General features: G+C 72.9%; 13 protein-coding genes. 4 read left to right on the top strand and 9 right to left on the bottom strand.

The window, feature by feature from the left end:
• Window positions 1–124 precede the first annotated feature (124 nt).
• Window positions 125–2,191, top strand: coding sequence for a beta-galactosidase (locus BN4251_RS04080; protein WP_087483857.1), 2,067 nt, complete (start codon window positions 125–127; stop codon window positions 2,189–2,191).
• Here BN4251_RS04080 and BN4251_RS04075 read toward each other — a convergent pair.
• A complete protein-coding gene (locus BN4251_RS04075; protein ID WP_245810188.1) occupies window positions 2,178–2,531 on the bottom strand; it encodes a hypothetical protein in 354 nt (117 codons plus the stop codon). The two genes, BN4251_RS04080 and BN4251_RS04075, sit on opposite strands and share 14 nt — an antisense overlap.
• A gap of 43 nt (window positions 2,532–2,574) precedes the next feature.
• On the opposite strand from BN4251_RS04075, the gene BN4251_RS04070 reads away from it, so the two are divergent.
• A complete protein-coding gene (locus BN4251_RS04070) occupies window positions 2,575–4,458 on the top strand; it encodes a glycoside hydrolase family 15 protein (protein WP_087483856.1) in 1,884 nt (627 codons plus the stop codon).
• Window positions 4,459–4,576: 118 nt separating this feature from the next.
• Entirely contained in the window at window positions 4,577–6,055 is a 1,479-nt protein-coding gene (locus BN4251_RS04065; RefSeq protein ID WP_087483855.1) for an NAD-dependent succinate-semialdehyde dehydrogenase, read from the top strand.
• Between the two features lie 239 nt (window positions 6,056–6,294).
• Here BN4251_RS04065 and BN4251_RS04060 read toward each other — a convergent pair whose 3' ends face one another.
• The 4 genes from BN4251_RS04060 to BN4251_RS04045 form a co-directional block, all read right to left on the bottom strand.
• Window positions 6,295–6,675, bottom strand: a complete 381-nt coding sequence (locus BN4251_RS04060) for a serine hydrolase (RefSeq protein ID WP_087483854.1) — start codon at window positions 6,673–6,675, stop codon at window positions 6,295–6,297.
• 225 nt (window positions 6,676–6,900) lie between these two features.
• Entirely contained in the window at window positions 6,901–7,749 is an 849-nt protein-coding gene (locus tag BN4251_RS04055; RefSeq protein ID WP_087483853.1) for an aldo/keto reductase, read from the bottom strand.
• Between the two features lie 79 nt (window positions 7,750–7,828).
• On the bottom strand, window positions 7,829–8,296 hold the full coding sequence (locus BN4251_RS04050) for an NUDIX domain-containing protein (RefSeq protein ID WP_087483852.1): 468 nt from the start codon (window positions 8,294–8,296) through the stop codon (window positions 7,829–7,831).
• On the bottom strand, window positions 8,293–8,730 hold the full coding sequence (locus BN4251_RS04045; protein WP_087483851.1) for a PTS sugar transporter subunit IIA: 438 nt from the start codon (window positions 8,728–8,730) through the stop codon (window positions 8,293–8,295). Before BN4251_RS04045 ends, BN4251_RS04050 begins: the two co-directional genes overlap by 4 nt.
• On the opposite strand from BN4251_RS04045, the gene BN4251_RS04040 reads away from it, so the two are divergent.
• The gene (locus BN4251_RS04040; protein WP_087483850.1) at window positions 8,729–9,685 is read left to right on the top strand and encodes a sugar-binding transcriptional regulator; all 957 of its coding nucleotides are present in this window, start codon (window positions 8,729–8,731) and stop codon (window positions 9,683–9,685) included. The genes BN4251_RS04045 and BN4251_RS04040 overlap by 2 nt on opposite strands.
• A gap of 57 nt (window positions 9,686–9,742) precedes the next feature.
• Here the strand turns inward: BN4251_RS04040 and BN4251_RS04035 are convergent, their stop codons facing one another.
• The 4 genes from BN4251_RS04035 to BN4251_RS04020 all read right to left on the bottom strand — a co-directional run bounded on the left by BN4251_RS04035 (window position 9,743) and on the right by BN4251_RS04020 (window position 13,690).
• A complete protein-coding gene (locus tag BN4251_RS04035; RefSeq protein ID WP_087483849.1) occupies window positions 9,743–10,642 on the bottom strand; it encodes an aminodeoxychorismate lyase in 900 nt (299 codons plus the stop codon).
• 61 nt (window positions 10,643–10,703) lie between these two features.
• The gene (locus BN4251_RS18190) at window positions 10,704–11,738 is read right to left on the bottom strand and encodes a WXG100 family type VII secretion target (RefSeq protein WP_087483848.1); all 1,035 of its coding nucleotides are present in this window, start codon (window positions 11,736–11,738) and stop codon (window positions 10,704–10,706) included.
• 113 nt (window positions 11,739–11,851) lie between these two features.
• Complete coding sequence (locus BN4251_RS04025; protein WP_245810187.1) at window positions 11,852–12,334, bottom strand: hypothetical protein; 483 nt, start codon at window positions 12,332–12,334, stop codon at window positions 11,852–11,854.
• Window positions 12,335–12,424: 90 nt separating this feature from the next.
• Window positions 12,425–13,690 carry a DNA/RNA non-specific endonuclease gene (locus BN4251_RS04020; protein ID WP_087483846.1) on the bottom strand — a complete coding sequence of 422 codons (1,266 nt, stop codon included), beginning with the start codon at window positions 13,688–13,690 and terminating at the stop codon, window positions 12,425–12,427.
• Window positions 13,691–13,750: the final 60 nt, after the last annotated feature.

The raw sequence follows: 13,750 nt of genomic DNA, 5'->3' as shown, positions 1-13,750 counted from the left end.
TGCGATGGATGGACCGCTCGGATGCGAGCGGCAGTGGTCGGAATCGTAGAACCGTGATCGTTTACAGTCAATATCTCCGCTGTCGCTTGCGATCCCCCGCGAGTCCGTGCCAAAGTCCCGCAGTATGACCCGTGATCGATTCCAGTCCCTTGACCCCTCCACCCCGTCGGATCGCCTCGAGCATGCGCAGCGGACCGGCCGCCCGAGCTGGCCGCTCGGTGCCACCGGACTCGTCTACGGCGGCGACTACAACCCCGAGCAGTGGACCCGTGAGACTTGGGTCGAGGACGTGCACCTGATGCAGGAGGCGGGGGTGACGATGGTCAGCATCGGGATGTTCTCCTGGGCGAGCATCGAGCCGCGCCGCGGGGAGTTCCACTGGGAGTGGCTCGACGAGGTCTTCGCTCTCCTGCACGAGGCGGGGATCCGGGTCGACCTGGGCACCCCCACCGCAGCGCCCCCGGCCTGGTTCTTCCGCGAGCATCCCGAGGCGCGGGTCGTCGACCGCGACGGACGGGCCCTGGGCCCCGGCTCTCGCGGGATGGCCTGCCCGTCCTCTCCCGCGTATCGGCTCGCGGCCACCGGGATCACTCGTGCACTCGCCGAGCGCTACGGTGACCACCCGGCCCTTGCGCTCTGGCACGTCCACAACGAGTACGGCGCCCCGGTGGGCGAGAGCTTCTCCCGCTTCGCGCAGGACGCGTTCCGCGACTGGGCGCTGCGTCGGCACGGTTCGCTCGACGCGGTGAACGCCGCCTGGGGCACCGCGTTCTGGGGCCAGGCCTTCGGGGTGCCCGAGGAGATCCATGCCCCGCTGCCCACGCCGTCGATGCAGAACCCCTCGCTCGAGCTGGATTGGCGGCGCTTCAGCTCCGAGCAGATCCTGGAGTGCTTCCGCGCCGAGCGGGACGTGCTGCACGAGCTCACCCCGCATGTCCCCGTGACCACGAACTTCATGGCGCACACCTGCCCGAACATCGATCTGTGGAAGTGGGCCGACGAGGTCGACGTGGTCTCCAACGACCACTACCTGATCGCCGCCGACGCGCGGAACTTCGTCGAGCTCGCCCTGGACGCCGATCTGACCCGCTCGCTCGCGCGGGGCCGTCCGTGGATGCTGATGGAGCACTCCACGTCCGGGGTGAACTGGCAGGGGCGCAATGTCGCCAAGCGGCCCGGGGAGATGGCGCGCAATTCGCTGTCCCATGTGGGACGGGGCGCCGATGCGGTGATGTTCTTCCAATGGCGCGCCTCCCTCAAGGGCGCCGAGAAGTTCCATTCGGCGATGCTCCCGCACGCCGGGACCAGCTCACGGATCTGGCGTGAGGTCGCCGAGCTCGGTGCGCAGCTGGAGGAGCTCGCGGACCTGCAGGGCACGCGCGTGCACGCCGACGTCGCGATCCTGTGGGACTGGGAGTCCCACTGGGCGCAGGATCTGCCCTGGCGGCCCGCCGATGATCTGAGCCACCGTGCGCAGATCCAGACCTGGTACGAGCGGCTGTGGCGCGATCACATCGCGGTCGACTTCGCGCATCCCGAGGATGATCTGAGCGCGTATCGCCTGGTGCTCGCACCGGCCTCCTACCTGCTCTCCGACGCTGCGGCGAGGAACCTCGAGGCCTACGTGCACGACGGCGGGAACCTTGTGGTGGGGCCGTTCTCAGGGGTCGTCGACGGCGAGGACGGGGTCCGTCCGGGGGGTCTGAACGCCGCTCTCGCCCCGGTGCTCGGGCTGGAGGTGCACGAGTTCTGCCCGCTGCGCGACGGGGACGAGGCGCGCCTCGTGCTGGACGGCAAGCCGCTGCGCTCACGGCTGTGGTGCGAGGACCTGCAGCTGCGCGGCGCCGACGCGATCGGCAGCTACACCGACGGTCCTGTCGCCGAGGGGGTCGCCGCCACGCGGCACGCCTACGGCGACGGCGCGGCGTGGTACCTCGCCTCGGATCTCGACGTGGAGGACCTCGCGGCCATGTTCAGCGGGCCCTACCTCGCCGCGGGCCTCACGGCGAGGGATCTTCCCGAGGACGTGGAGCTGCTCGAGCGCCGCGCCGAGGACGGCACCCGGCACCTGATCGCGCTGAACCACACCGCGCAGCCCGTGACCGTGTCCGTCGACGGCGCCGCCCCGCTCGAAGTCCCGGCAGGAGGCGTGGCCACCGCGCGGGTGCCCGCGTCCGTCACGGCCGGCTGACGGCGAGCTTCCCGAGGGTCTCGTTGAGCGCCTCGGTCGAGGAGGGGTGGGTCCAGATCCCGTCCTTCAGCCGGGTCGCGGTGGTGCCGGTGCGCATCGCGAGCGCGGTCAGGTTGATGACCTCCTGCGCGTCGACGTGGAACAGGCGGGCGCCGAGGATCTGATCGGTCTCGGCGTCCACCACGACCTTGACCAGGCCTCGCGGATCGGCCACGGCCTTGGGGCGGGGCATCGCCTTGATCGTGGCGACCTTCTGCACCGCGGCCAGGACCCGGTGTCCCTCGGCGAGCGCCTCGGCCTCGGTCAGTCCCACGCTCGCCAGCGGCGGGGTGTGCTCCACCGTATGCCTCCCCGGCCGCCCTGTCCCGTGATGGACTGGAGGCATGGCTGCCCCGTTCATCGAGGATCATGCACTTCTGTCCGATCAGCGCTCCGCGGCGCTGGTGACGCGGGACGGGGATGTGAACTGGCTGTGCCTGCCGCGCTTCGACTCGGGCGCGCTGTTCGCCTCCCTGCTCGGGGAGGACGAGCACGGCCACTGGTCGCTGCGCATCGCGGGCGGCGAGGTGGTCTCGCGCCGCTATCTGCCGGGCACGATGGTGCTCGAGACGCTGTGGCGCTCCCCCACCGGCACCGCCACGGTCACCGAGTTCATGCCCATCGCCGAGCACGGCTCACCCGTCGCGGGCCCGCCCGGTGGGGAGGCGACGGGCGGGGCGGGCAGCACACCGGGCTCGGCCACTTCCCTGCGCGGGGACGTTGAGGACCATGCCGACCTGTTCCGCCTGGTCACCTGCACCAGCGGGGAGGTGGAGGTGGTCCAGGAGCTGAGGATCCGCTTCGAGTACGGCCTGGTGGTGCCGTGGGTGCGCCGAGGCACGGACGCGGCCGGGGAACCGGTGCTGATCGCGATCGCGGGAGGGGACGCCGTCGCCCTGCACGGACCGGCCCTCACCGCCGGGGAGGACCGCCGCCACGAGGGCGGCCACCGGCTGCGCGCCGGCGAGGAGAGCGCATGGAGCCTCACCTGGTTCCCCTCCTGGCTCGAGGTGCCGCCGGCCCGGGATCCGCGTGCCGAGCTCGAGCAGACCTGCGCGCAGTGGAGGGACTGGCTGGGCCGGGTGCGGGTGGAGACGGAGCATGCCGAGCAAGTCTCCCGCTCGCTGCTGGTGCTGCGGGCGCTGACCCATCGCCGCACCGGCGGGATCGTCGCCGCGGCGACCACGAGCCTGCCCGAGGACTTCGGCGGGGAGCGCAACTGGGACTACCGCTTCTGCTGGCTGCGCGATGCGGCGCTGTCGCTCGAGGCGCTGCTGACCCACGGCCACGTGGATGCCGCCGCAGGCTGGCGGCAGTGGCTGCTGCGCGCGATCGCGGGCGATCCCGAGCGCCTGCAGATCATGTACTCGATCACCGGGGACCGGAAGCTGCCCGAGGAGGAGCTCGATCACCTGCCCGGCTACGAGGGCTCGCTGCCGGTGCGGATCGGCAACGGCGCCGCGGGCCAGTTCCAGGCCGACGTGGTGGGCGAGGTGATGATCGCGCTGTCGATGATGCGTGAGGCCGGGCTCGAGGAGACGCAGTGGTCCTGGCCGCTGCAGAAGGCGCTGGTGCGCTTCACGATCGACCGGCTCGACGAGCCCGACCAGGGGATCTGGGAGATGCGGGGCGAGCCGGCCTTCTTCACCCACGGCCGGGTGATGGTGTGGGCGGTGTTCGATCGCGCGATCGACGCGGTGCGCACCCACGACCTGCCGGCGAGCGCCGAGGAGCTCGCGACCTGGGAGCGGCTGCGCGAGCAGGTGCGCGCCGAGGTGCTCGAGCGCGGCGTGGGCGAGGACGGCGCCTTCACCCAGACCTACGGCTCGCGCGAGGTGGACGCCTCGCTGCTGCAGATCCCCCACACCGGCTTCGTGCCCGCCGATGATCCGCGGATGCTCGCCACGGTGGCGCGGATCGAGCAGGACCTGCACGTGGCCGACGGGCTGATCCTGCGCTACCGCACCCAGGGCCAGGACGTCCTGAGCGGGGACGAGCACCCCTTCCTGGTGTGCTGCTTCTGGCTGGTGGAGCAGTACGCCGCCTCGGGCCGCGTCGAGGACGCCGAGAAGCTGCTGGGAACCCTCCTGGAGTGCACGAACGATCTGCACCTGATGGCGGAGGAGTACGACGTCGGCGCCCGCCGCATGGCCGGGAACTTCCCGCAGGCCTTCAGCCACCTGGGCCTGATCCGCGCGGTCGACGCGCTCGCCGACGCCCGCGGCTGAACCGGTCCCGACCGGTCGGCCCGCGAGCACCCCTCGTACCCGGCGCGGGTGCAGACTGGCAGAGCGCCCCCGCAGGCGCACCCACTGGGCACGCACCCACCCGCAGGAGGATGTTCCGATGGCCGACCGCACCGCTCTGACCCCCGCCCACGTCTCCGACCTGCTCGAGCGCACGCCGCGCAGCTCCTTCGTGGGCGGCGGCTTCCTCGGCGGCACCGCCTCGCTCGAGGTGATCGACCCGGCCACCGGCGCCGCGCTCACCCAGGTGGTCGATGCCGACGCCCGGGCCGTCGGCCTCCAGGCCCTCGATGCGGCGCACGCCGCGCAGGAGGACTGGGCGGCGACCACTCCGCGGGAGCGCTCGCAGATCCTGCGCCGCGCCTACGAGCTGTGCCATGAGCGCGCTGATGACCTCGCGGCGCTGATGACCCTCGAGATGGGCAAGCCGCTTGCGGAGTCCTACGGCGAGGTCACCTACGGGGCCGAGTTCCTGCGCTGGTTCTGCGAGGAGGCGGTGCGCCTGCCCGGCCGGTTCTCCCACGCTCCGGCGGCCGACGAGGCGATCGTCACCGCGGCGAAGCCCGTGGGCCCCTCGCTGCTGATCACGCCGTGGAACTTCCCGCTGTCGATGGGCACCCGCAAGATCGCCCCGGCCCTCGCAGCCGGCTGCACCGTGGTGCTCAAGCCCGCCCAGAAGACCCCTCTGACCTCGCTCGCGCTGATGGCCATCCTCGCCGAGGCGGGCGTCCCGGACGGCGTGGTGAACTGCGTGGTCACGAGTGACTCGAAGGGACTGTCCTCGGCACTGATGGGCGATCCGCGGCTGCGGAAGGTCTCGTTCACCGGCTCCACGTCGGTGGGCCGCACCCTCATCGCGCAGTCCGCCGAGCACGTGCTGAAGACCTCGATGGAGCTCGGCGGCAACGCCCCCTTCCTGGTGCTGCCCTCGGCGGATATCGAGACCGCGGTGGACGCCGCGATACTCGCGAAGTTCCGCAACAACGGCGAGGCCTGCACCGCCGCGAACCGCTTCTACCTCCACGCCGACGTGGCCGAGGAGTTCACAGCCCGCTTCGTGGAGCGGGTCGAGCAGCTGGTGCTCGGTGCGGGCTCCGCGGAGGGCACCACCCTCGGTCCGCTGATCGACGAGGCGGCGGTCGAGAAGGTCCAGGAGCTCGCGGCCGACGCGATCAACCGCGGCGCCCGCGTGCTCACCGGCGGCGGCCGCGACGAGGGCGAGGGCTTCTTCCACCAGGCCACCGTGCTGGCCGACGTGCCGCTCTCAGCCCGGGTGCATCGCGAGGAGATCTTCGGCCCGCTCGCCCCGCTCACCGTGCTCGAGGACGTCGAGGAGATGATCACCGCCGCCAACGACACCGAGTTCGGGCTGATGGCGTACGTGGCCGGGGAGGATCTGCGGGAGGTCACCCGCGTCGCCTCCCGCCTGGAGTCGGGGATGGTCGCGGTGAACCTCGGGGTCGCCTCGGACCCGTCGGCGCCCTTCGGCGGGGTCAAGGAGTCGGGGCTCGGCCGGGAAGGCTCCCACGAGGGAGTCGCCGAGTTCCTCGAGACCACGTACGTGCGTCTCCCCCTGTGAGCAGGGCGGGGGCGTCTAGGATCCGTGCATGGCCCGCACCATCTACCTCACCGAACCGGATCCCGGCGGAAGCATCGCGAGCGCGCCTGCCCGCAAGCGCGGCGCGTGGTCCTGACCGGCTGAATCGGGGATGCTGCCCGCCCCCACACGGCTGATGGTCGGGTACTGGCGCAGGGGCGATGAGTACGGCGATATGACCGTACGCATCGCTGTGACGCCGTCACCTGACCACCGGCATGTCAGTCCTCCGGGCCGGTGAGGTTGTCGCACGCTCCGGCACCGACGTGTTGGTCGCGCGGCAGCGTGGCGCAGGTGGCGAGGTCCCCGCACAGCTCGCGCACCAGGTCCTGGATCCGCGGATCCGCCTCGTCCTGAGGGAGGCCGCCGGTCATCACGGCGAGCACGCGCAGGAAGGTGCACGCGGCGGGCACCTCGGCCATCACATCGAGCCTGCCCTCGTCGGCGGCGCGCAGCGCTGCCAGCAGCACGTGGAGCTTGATCGTGCTCGCGGCGTAGAAGGGCAGATCCGGCGCATGGGCGGAGAGGACGGTGCCCTGCGCATCGAGCAGGCAGTGCGCGAGGCGCACGTCAGCGGGCGGGGCGGCGGTGGGCAGGGTCATGCATCGACCCTACGCGCGGGTGGCCGCCGGGTGGCCGCCCCGATGCAGTCGATGGTCAGGTACTGGCGCCTGCGCGATGTGTACGGATATATCGCCGTACGGATCGCTGTGACGCCAGCACCCAACCATCGCAGCCAGGCCGGGCGGGACCGGGCGCAGCCAGGCCGGACGGGGCCGGGCGCAGCCAGGCCGGGCGGGACCGGGCCGGGCGGGGCCGGCCAGGGCTCAGGCGCCCTGGTGCCCGGCGAACTCGTCCGGGTTCGGGCCGCGGCGGCCCGCCGTGCCCTTGTCGAGGGCGGAGATCTGCGCGATCTCGTCCTCGGTGAGGGTGAGGTCGAGGGAGGCGAAGTTGGAGATGATCCGCTCGGGGGTGACGGACTTGGGGATCACCACGTTGCCGAGCGCCAGGTTCCAGGCGATCAGAACCTGGGCCGGAGAGGCGCCGTGGGCCTCGGCGATCCGGGTGACCACCGGGTCTTCGAGCTCGCCGCCGCCCTGGCCGAGCGGCGACCAGGACTGGGTGACGATGCCCTTGGCGGCATGGAACTCACGCAGCTCGGGCTGGGTGATGTAGGGGTGCAGCTCGATCTGGTTCAGCACGGGCAGCACGCCGGTCTCGGACTCGAGCGCGATGAGGTCCTCGATGCGGAAGTTCGAGACGCCGATCGAGCGGAGGCGGCCCTGCTCCTGCAGCTCGATGAGCGCCTTCCAGGTGTCCACCGCGAGGCCCTTGGAGGGGGCGGGCCAGTGGATCAGGTAGAGGTCGAGCTCGTCGAGGCCGAGGTCCTCCATGGTCGCGTCGAAGGAGGCGAGGGTCGCGTCGCGGCCCTGGTCCTGGTTGGGGACCTTGGAGGTCACGAACACCTCGTCGCGGGCGAGGCCCGCGGCCTTCAGCGCCTGGCCCACGCCGGCCTCGTTGTTGTAGCCGCGGGCGGTGTCCACGTGGCGGTAGCCGGCCTCGAGGGCCTTGACCACCACGTCGGCGGCGACCTCGTTCTCGACCTGCCACACGCCGTAGCCCAGCTGCGGGATCGAGCGGCCGTCGCGGAAGTCGATGCGGGGAGAGGTGGTCATGATGCTCCTTGCTCTGGGGCGTGTCCGGGCACAGCGGGGCGCCGTTTCCTTGTCATGTGCTCCCAGCCTAGCGGCGAGCTCAGAACGTGCAGACCCCGAGCGAGAACGGCCGGTCGCTGGGATCGGCCTCGAGCCAGCGGGCCAGCTCGGGCGGGCGCACCCGGTACTCGGCCAGCCGGTCCAGCGGCAGCCACGCGGTGCCGTCCTGCCCGGCATCGGGCTCGGTGCCCTCGCCCGGCTCCTCACCCTCGGCCAGGCCGCACCAGTAGGCGACGTTGACCTGGTGGAACGGGGGCAGCGAGGAGGCGCCGACGGTGACGGGCGGGCGCATGATCTCGAACAGGCAGGCCGCCTGGTGCACCTCGACCCGGGCACCGATCTCCTCGCTGCACTCGCGGATCATCGCGGCCACCTGGTCCTCGCCGTGCTCCTGACCGCCGCCGGGCAGGGCGAACACCGCGTCGCCCTCCGGGTCGCGGTAGCGGTTCATCAGCACCTGGCGGTCGCGGATGATCAGGGCCTTCACGCCCAGTCGCGGGGTCCTCATGCGTGCGGCTCCGCCGGTCGACGGGTCGGCAGCGCGGCGGCCAGGCGCACCTCGGCCCGCTCGCGCAGCTGCTGGTCGTCCTTCGCGTCGAGCAGCTCCTGCACCGCGGTCTCGTCGCTGAGCAGGCCCATCAGGCGCTGCAACGCCTCGAGGTGCTCGCGGGCGTCGGTCAGCAGCGGCATCGCGATCAGGCGCACCTCCACGGTGCTGTCGCGGGTGCCCATCTCCCCGAAGGGGACGGGGCGGGCGAGGGTCGCCAGCGCCAGGCCCGGGGTGAGCACGTGCTGCGGGTCCGCGTGCGGGATCGCGGTGGGCACGGGGGTGGGCAGTCCGGTGGGGTAGGTCCGCTCGCGGGTGCGCAGCGCACCCTGGGCTGGTCCGGACGGCGCGTCCCGCCCCGCCGGCGCCGCCCGCCGACCCCAGGAGAGCCCCATGCCCGCCCCTCGTGACACCGCCGTGGTCGTGCGCGCGGCGCGGCTCTACTACGAGCAGGGCAGGTCGCAGACAGAGGTGGCGCAGGAGCTGGGGCTGTCCCGCTCGAACGTCTCGAGGATCCTCACCCAGGCCCGGGACCGCGGGATCGTGGAGATCACGATCCATGATCCGGAGGGGCCGCCGCGCCGTGACGAGGTGCTCGAGGCGGCGCTGCGGGCCGCGTTCTCGCTGCGGGAGGCGCATGTGGTCTCCGCGCCGCGCGCCACCTCGATGGAGTCCGTGGCGCGCGAGGGCGCCTCCGTGATCGCCGAGCGCGCCGCGTCGGTGCGCAGCATCGGGGTCTCGTGGGGGCGCACCGTCCAGCAGGTCGTCGCCCAGCTCGACACCCTCTCGCTGCGTCCCACCCCGCAGGTGCTGCCGCTGGTGGGCGGGCACAGCGCCCTGGACCAGTTCGACTCTGGGGAATCGGTGCTGCGGGTGCTCGCCTCGCGCCTGGGGGCGACCCCGCGCACCCTGTACGCGCCGGCGGTGCTCGAGTCCGCGACGGCGGTGGCCACGCTGCGCGCCGAGTCCAGCATCGGGGAGGTGCTCGCGGCGGCCGCGCAGGTGGAGCTCGCGATCGTGGGGATCGGCTCGCGCGGGGTGCACTCCTCCCCGCATGTGCTGGATCTGATGCGGCTGAGCGAGGCCGAGCGCGCGGCCTTCGACGCCCAGGAGCCGGCCGGTGACGTGTGCGGGCGGTTCATCGACGCGCACGGGGTGCCGCTCGGGGCGCCGACGGATCAGCGGGTGCTCTCGGTGACCTTCTCGGAGCTGCTGCGGATCCCGGAGGTGCTGGGCGTGGCCGCCGGGGCGGAGAAGGCCCCCGGTGTGCTCGGGGTGCTGCGCAGCGGCGTGATCGACACCGCCGTGTTCGACGTCGACCTCGCCCGCGAGATCCTCGCGCACGTCTGAGCGCCCCGCACGCCCGCCGGTCCCTCTCTCCGGCGCCTACGGGCGGGGCGGCAGGGGTCAGATCGCGCCGGTGAGCACCTGTTGGAAGCGGGCGGTGAGCGCGCGGTCCACCGGCAGCTCGGCCTCGTCCAGGTGCGTGATCGGGGCGGCCAGGCGGGTCGAGGACAGCAGCCACGCGCCGTCGGAGCCGGTCACGTCCTCGATGGTCATCAGCTGTTCGCGCACTCCGGTGCCCCGCTCCGCCTCGAGGTGGTCCGACAGCGACCTCACGCTGGTCCCGGCGAGCACCCCGGCGCTGACCGGGGTGGTGAGGAACTCGTCGCCGCGGCGCACCAGCAGCGTCGAGGTGGGCCCCTCGAGCACGTAGCCGTCGCTCGCGACGAACAGCACGTCGGCCGCGCCGCGGCGCTTCGCCTCGCGCACCGCGGCCATGTTGACCGCGTAGCTGAGGGTCTTCGCGCCGGGCAGCAGCCAGGGGCTGGTCTGCGCGCTGGTGGTGGGCAGGCCGCGGTCCAGCAGCGCGACCTTCATCCCGGCGCGGTAGGGCGCCCAGTCGTCGGAGACGCGGGCGTGGATCCAGCAGGTGGGGGTGCCGGTGCCCTCGATGCCGCGGGTGTACATCACGCGCACGCTCAGCTCGGAGACGGGCTCATGGGCGGCGATCGCCGCCTCGACGGCACCGACGACGGTCTCGAGATCAGGGGCGGGCAGGTCGACCATCGCGGCGCTGCGGGCGAGCCGCTCGAGGTGGGGGATGACGTTGACGGGCACCCCGTCGAAGGCGCCGATGGTCTCGAAGACGCCGTCGCCGCGGGTGGCGACCAGATCCGTGACCGCGAGCTGCGGGGCGGTCTCGTCGGCGACGTGGAAGCGGGCCCCGCCGTCCGCGGGGGCGCCGGCGGCGCCCGGGACGAGGATGAGGACCGGCGCGGGGACGTCCGGGCTGTGCGTGGTCATGTCACGACTCCTGATCGGGTGGCCTCACGGGGAGGGAGGCGTTCGATCCAGGGTAGACCCGTCAGCGTCGGGCCTCACCCAGGGCGGAGGCGCCGATGTCGTCGCTGAGCGCGGAGGCGCCGCCCGGGGCGGGGACGGGGCCGATCGCGTCGCCGAGCATCTCCAGCAGCCGCTCGAGCAGGGAGCGCGGCTCCTGCACGGCATCGACCACGAAGCGGCCGCCGGGCCCGGAGCCGGCGCTCTGGCCGGGGCCGTGCTCGAGGCCCTGCAGGCCCAGCGGTCGCACCTCGCCCGAGGGCTCCCCTGCGCCGGTGTCGGCCTCGGCGCCGCCGGCCTCCGCCGCACCGCCGCCGGAGCTCGAGCCCCCGCTGCCGCCGCCGGAGCCTCCCCCGGCGTCCCCGCCTGTGCCGCCCTCGCCGGCGGCGGAGCCGACGCCGGATGCCTGACCCCCCGACGCCTCGGCCGGCGCGCCGGCCGGTGCCTCGGAGGGTGCCTCGAGGGGCTCATGCAGTCCGCTCTCGCCGATCAGATCGCTCAGCGCACCGGCGGTGCCGAGGCCCGCCAGCAGCTGCTCGAGCGCGACGTCCAGCACCAGCGCACGCAGCAGGAGATCGCCGAGCAGCCCGCCCAGCAGGCGGCCCAGCAGCGCGCCGTGCAGCAGGGCCCGGCCCTCCGGGGTGCCGAGCAGCGCCCGCAGCAGCTCGGCGAAGGGCTCCTCGCGTCGCGCCATCATGTCCTGCAGCGGCCCCTGGGCGAGGTCCGCCACCCCGCCGCGCAGCAGGCCGGGCCCGCTGTGGAAGCCTGGCTGGGTGCGGAAGATCGGGGCGTCCACCGCGGAGGCCTCGTCCTGCTCATCGGCGTGCTGCAGCAGGTGGCGCGCCCGCTGGCGCAGCACGATCTCCTGCTCCTGCAGCGCCGGTCGCACGATCCCGGTCCAGTCGGCGCGGAAGCGGTCGGCGTCCTCCCCGATCCATTCGACGCCGTCGACCGTGGCCGCCAGGTGCGTCACGAGATCCGCGAGCAGCTCCGCGCGCCGCGCGCACACCGTCCCCATGGTGCGCAGCGCCTCGGTGTCAGCCCCCATGAATGCGTTCATCCGCCGCCGCTCCCCCGTCCATTTGCCCTGCTGTCGACATCACCGTACCCAGCCTCTCCCGCTGCGACCATGGGGAGGACTGCCCATGCAGCCACCTGCAAAGATGCCGCCTCTCAGGAGCTCTCGAGCAGCTCCTGCATCCAGCCCGGGAGGCGCTGCGCCCCCACCCGGTCCGCGAGACGCCGCGCGTAGTGCGCGTCGATCCCGCCGAGCCCGTCGAAGCTGCCGGGGTCGCGGTCGTAGTTGACGTCCGTGCCCAGCCGGATCCGCTCGGGCTCCTCGATGCTGCGCGATGCGGTGAGCCGGAGGGAGGCGAAGGCCTCGCGCTGCTCGGCGGAGGCCTGCTGGAGGGCGTTCAGCAGGGTCGTGATCTGCGAGTCCTCTGCGAAGGGGGCGTCCCCGCCCGAGGTGGCGCCGTCGCGGCCCGTGATCACGAGGCGCGCGGCCCATCCCTCGCCGTGCGGGAGGAAGGCGGCGCCCACCGAGGCCCAGTCGTCGGGCAGGTCGAGCGCGTCCAGCAGCACGCCCGCGAGCTCCTGGAGCAGCGCGCCCTGGCGCTCCATCGGAGAGCGGGGCGGGGGCGGGTTCTCGGTCACGGGGTCCCTCCACAGGGGGTCGATCTGCAGGAATCATCAGCGGCGCCGGCACCGGGTGGCTCAGGCCAGCTCTGGTCAGCTCGGGCCGGCTCAGTCGGGGAAGCGGGCGCCTTCAGGGTAGTTCGGCAGGTGCGCGTCCACGATCTGCTCGCCGTCCTCGTGGATCCGCACGTCGTAGCCCTCGGGCACGTACTCCCAGGGGGCGCTGTCGTGCTCGGGGCCCACCCCTGAGGGCTGTTCATCGCCCCAGGTCACGAGGGTCTCGTAGGAGTAGGAGCGGCCCTCGTCGGTGATCCCGTCGGCCATCAGCGACTCGTAGCTGTAGATGGTGTCCTGGCCGCTGCGGGCCTGGTTCACCTCGTCCCACTGGCGGGTGTAGTTGATCTCCTCGCGGATCCCGCCGAGCTGGCGGGCCAGCACGTGCCCGGCGTTGAACTCGACCGGTTCGGAGGTGCCGTCCCCGGCCATGTCCCAGCGCTCGGCGATCTTCGACTGGATCGACTGGCTGCGGGCCATCTCGCGGTCCACGATGACGTCGGGGACGTACATGTGCTCGGTGCGGCCCAGCTCGTCGGTGCGGTAGTAGGTGGATTCGTTGACGTGATAGGTCGTCTCGGGCAGCACCTCGCGGAGGTTCGGGTTCATCTCCTCCCCGCCGCCGGTGGCCTCGACATAGCTGATGCGGCCCTCGCCGTCGGTGTAGTACGTGCCGTGGTCTCCCACGTCGTAGGCCGTGTCCGGGGCGAGCTCGAGCGGTGCGCCGTCGGCGTCGAGGCCGAAGGGCTCCTCCGCCCCGTCGGGCGCGAGCTCGTGGTCCGCGTCCACGCGCACGGTGTGCGCGGTCTCGGGCGGGCTGAGCTCCATCCCGGTCTCGGGGAAGGCGAGGTCCCCCTCGCCGATGCCCTCGGAGACCTCCGCGGCGCTCGCGAGCGGGGTGCTCGCCGCCATCAGGCGCAGGCCCACCGTCTCGGAGCCCGCGCCGCCGAGGGTGTGGCCGGGCGAGGCGGGAGGAGCGGCCGACGGGCCGGAGCCGGGCGAGGGCGCGGCATCGGCTGCCGGGCGGCCCGGTGCTGAGGCGCCGTCCGTGCCGGGGGCCGAGGCGCGGTCCTGCTCCTCGCCGTGCGCGTTCAGGGCGCGGGCCTCGGATCGCAGGTGCTCGCCGCGCTCGAGGAGGCCGGGGCGCACCCGGGCGGACCAGTCGGCGCGGAAGGAGTCCGCATCCGGTCCGGTCCATGCCACGGACTCGATCAGGGCGCCCAGGCGCAGGGCGAGGTCCTCGATCCGCTCGGCACCGGATGCGACGGCGGCGCCCTGGTGTCGGAGCGCCTCGGGATCGGCCCCCTGGAATCCGTTCACGTGCTCTCCCCGCTCGTGGTCACGACAAACTCACCGTAGGGAGCGCGGTGCGGCGCCGAC

It is taken from the genome of Brachybacterium massiliense (assembly GCF_900184245.1).
Lineage (GTDB): Bacteria > Actinomycetota > Actinomycetes > Actinomycetales > Dermabacteraceae > Brachybacterium > Brachybacterium massiliense.
The sequence above is the reverse complement of the archived record's forward strand: the minus strand, read 5'-3'. Positions and strand labels throughout refer to the sequence as shown.

Bases quoted from the DNA above. Each gene is read 5' to 3' on its own strand.
- BN4251_RS04050 (WP_087483852.1), bottom strand. From the start codon at position 8,296: ATGAGGACCCCGCGACTGGGCGTGAAGGCCCTGATCATCCGCGACCGC.
- BN4251_RS18190 (WP_087483848.1), bottom strand. From the start codon at position 11,738: ATGAACGCATTCATGGGGGCTGACACCGAGGCGCTGCGCACCATGGGG.
- BN4251_RS04055 (WP_087483853.1), bottom strand. From the start codon at position 7,749: ATGACCACCTCTCCCCGCATCGACTTCCGCGACGGCCGCTCGATCCCG.
- BN4251_RS04060 (WP_087483854.1), bottom strand. From the start codon at position 6,675: ATGACCCTGCCCACCGCCGCCCCGCCCGCTGACGTGCGCCTCGCGCAC.
- BN4251_RS04045 (WP_087483851.1), bottom strand. From the start codon at position 8,730: ATGGGGCTCTCCTGGGGTCGGCGGGCGGCGCCGGCGGGGCGGGACGCG.
- BN4251_RS04040 (WP_087483850.1), top strand. From the start codon at position 8,729: ATGCCCGCCCCTCGTGACACCGCCGTGGTCGTGCGCGCGGCGCGGCTC.
- BN4251_RS04065 (WP_087483855.1), top strand. From the start codon at position 4,577: ATGGCCGACCGCACCGCTCTGACCCCCGCCCACGTCTCCGACCTGCTC.
- BN4251_RS04080 (WP_087483857.1), top strand. From the start codon at position 125: ATGACCCGTGATCGATTCCAGTCCCTTGACCCCTCCACCCCGTCGGAT.
- BN4251_RS04035 (WP_087483849.1), bottom strand. From the start codon at position 10,642: ATGACCACGCACAGCCCGGACGTCCCCGCGCCGGTCCTCATCCTCGTC.
- BN4251_RS04070 (WP_087483856.1), top strand. From the start codon at position 2,575: ATGGCTGCCCCGTTCATCGAGGATCATGCACTTCTGTCCGATCAGCGC.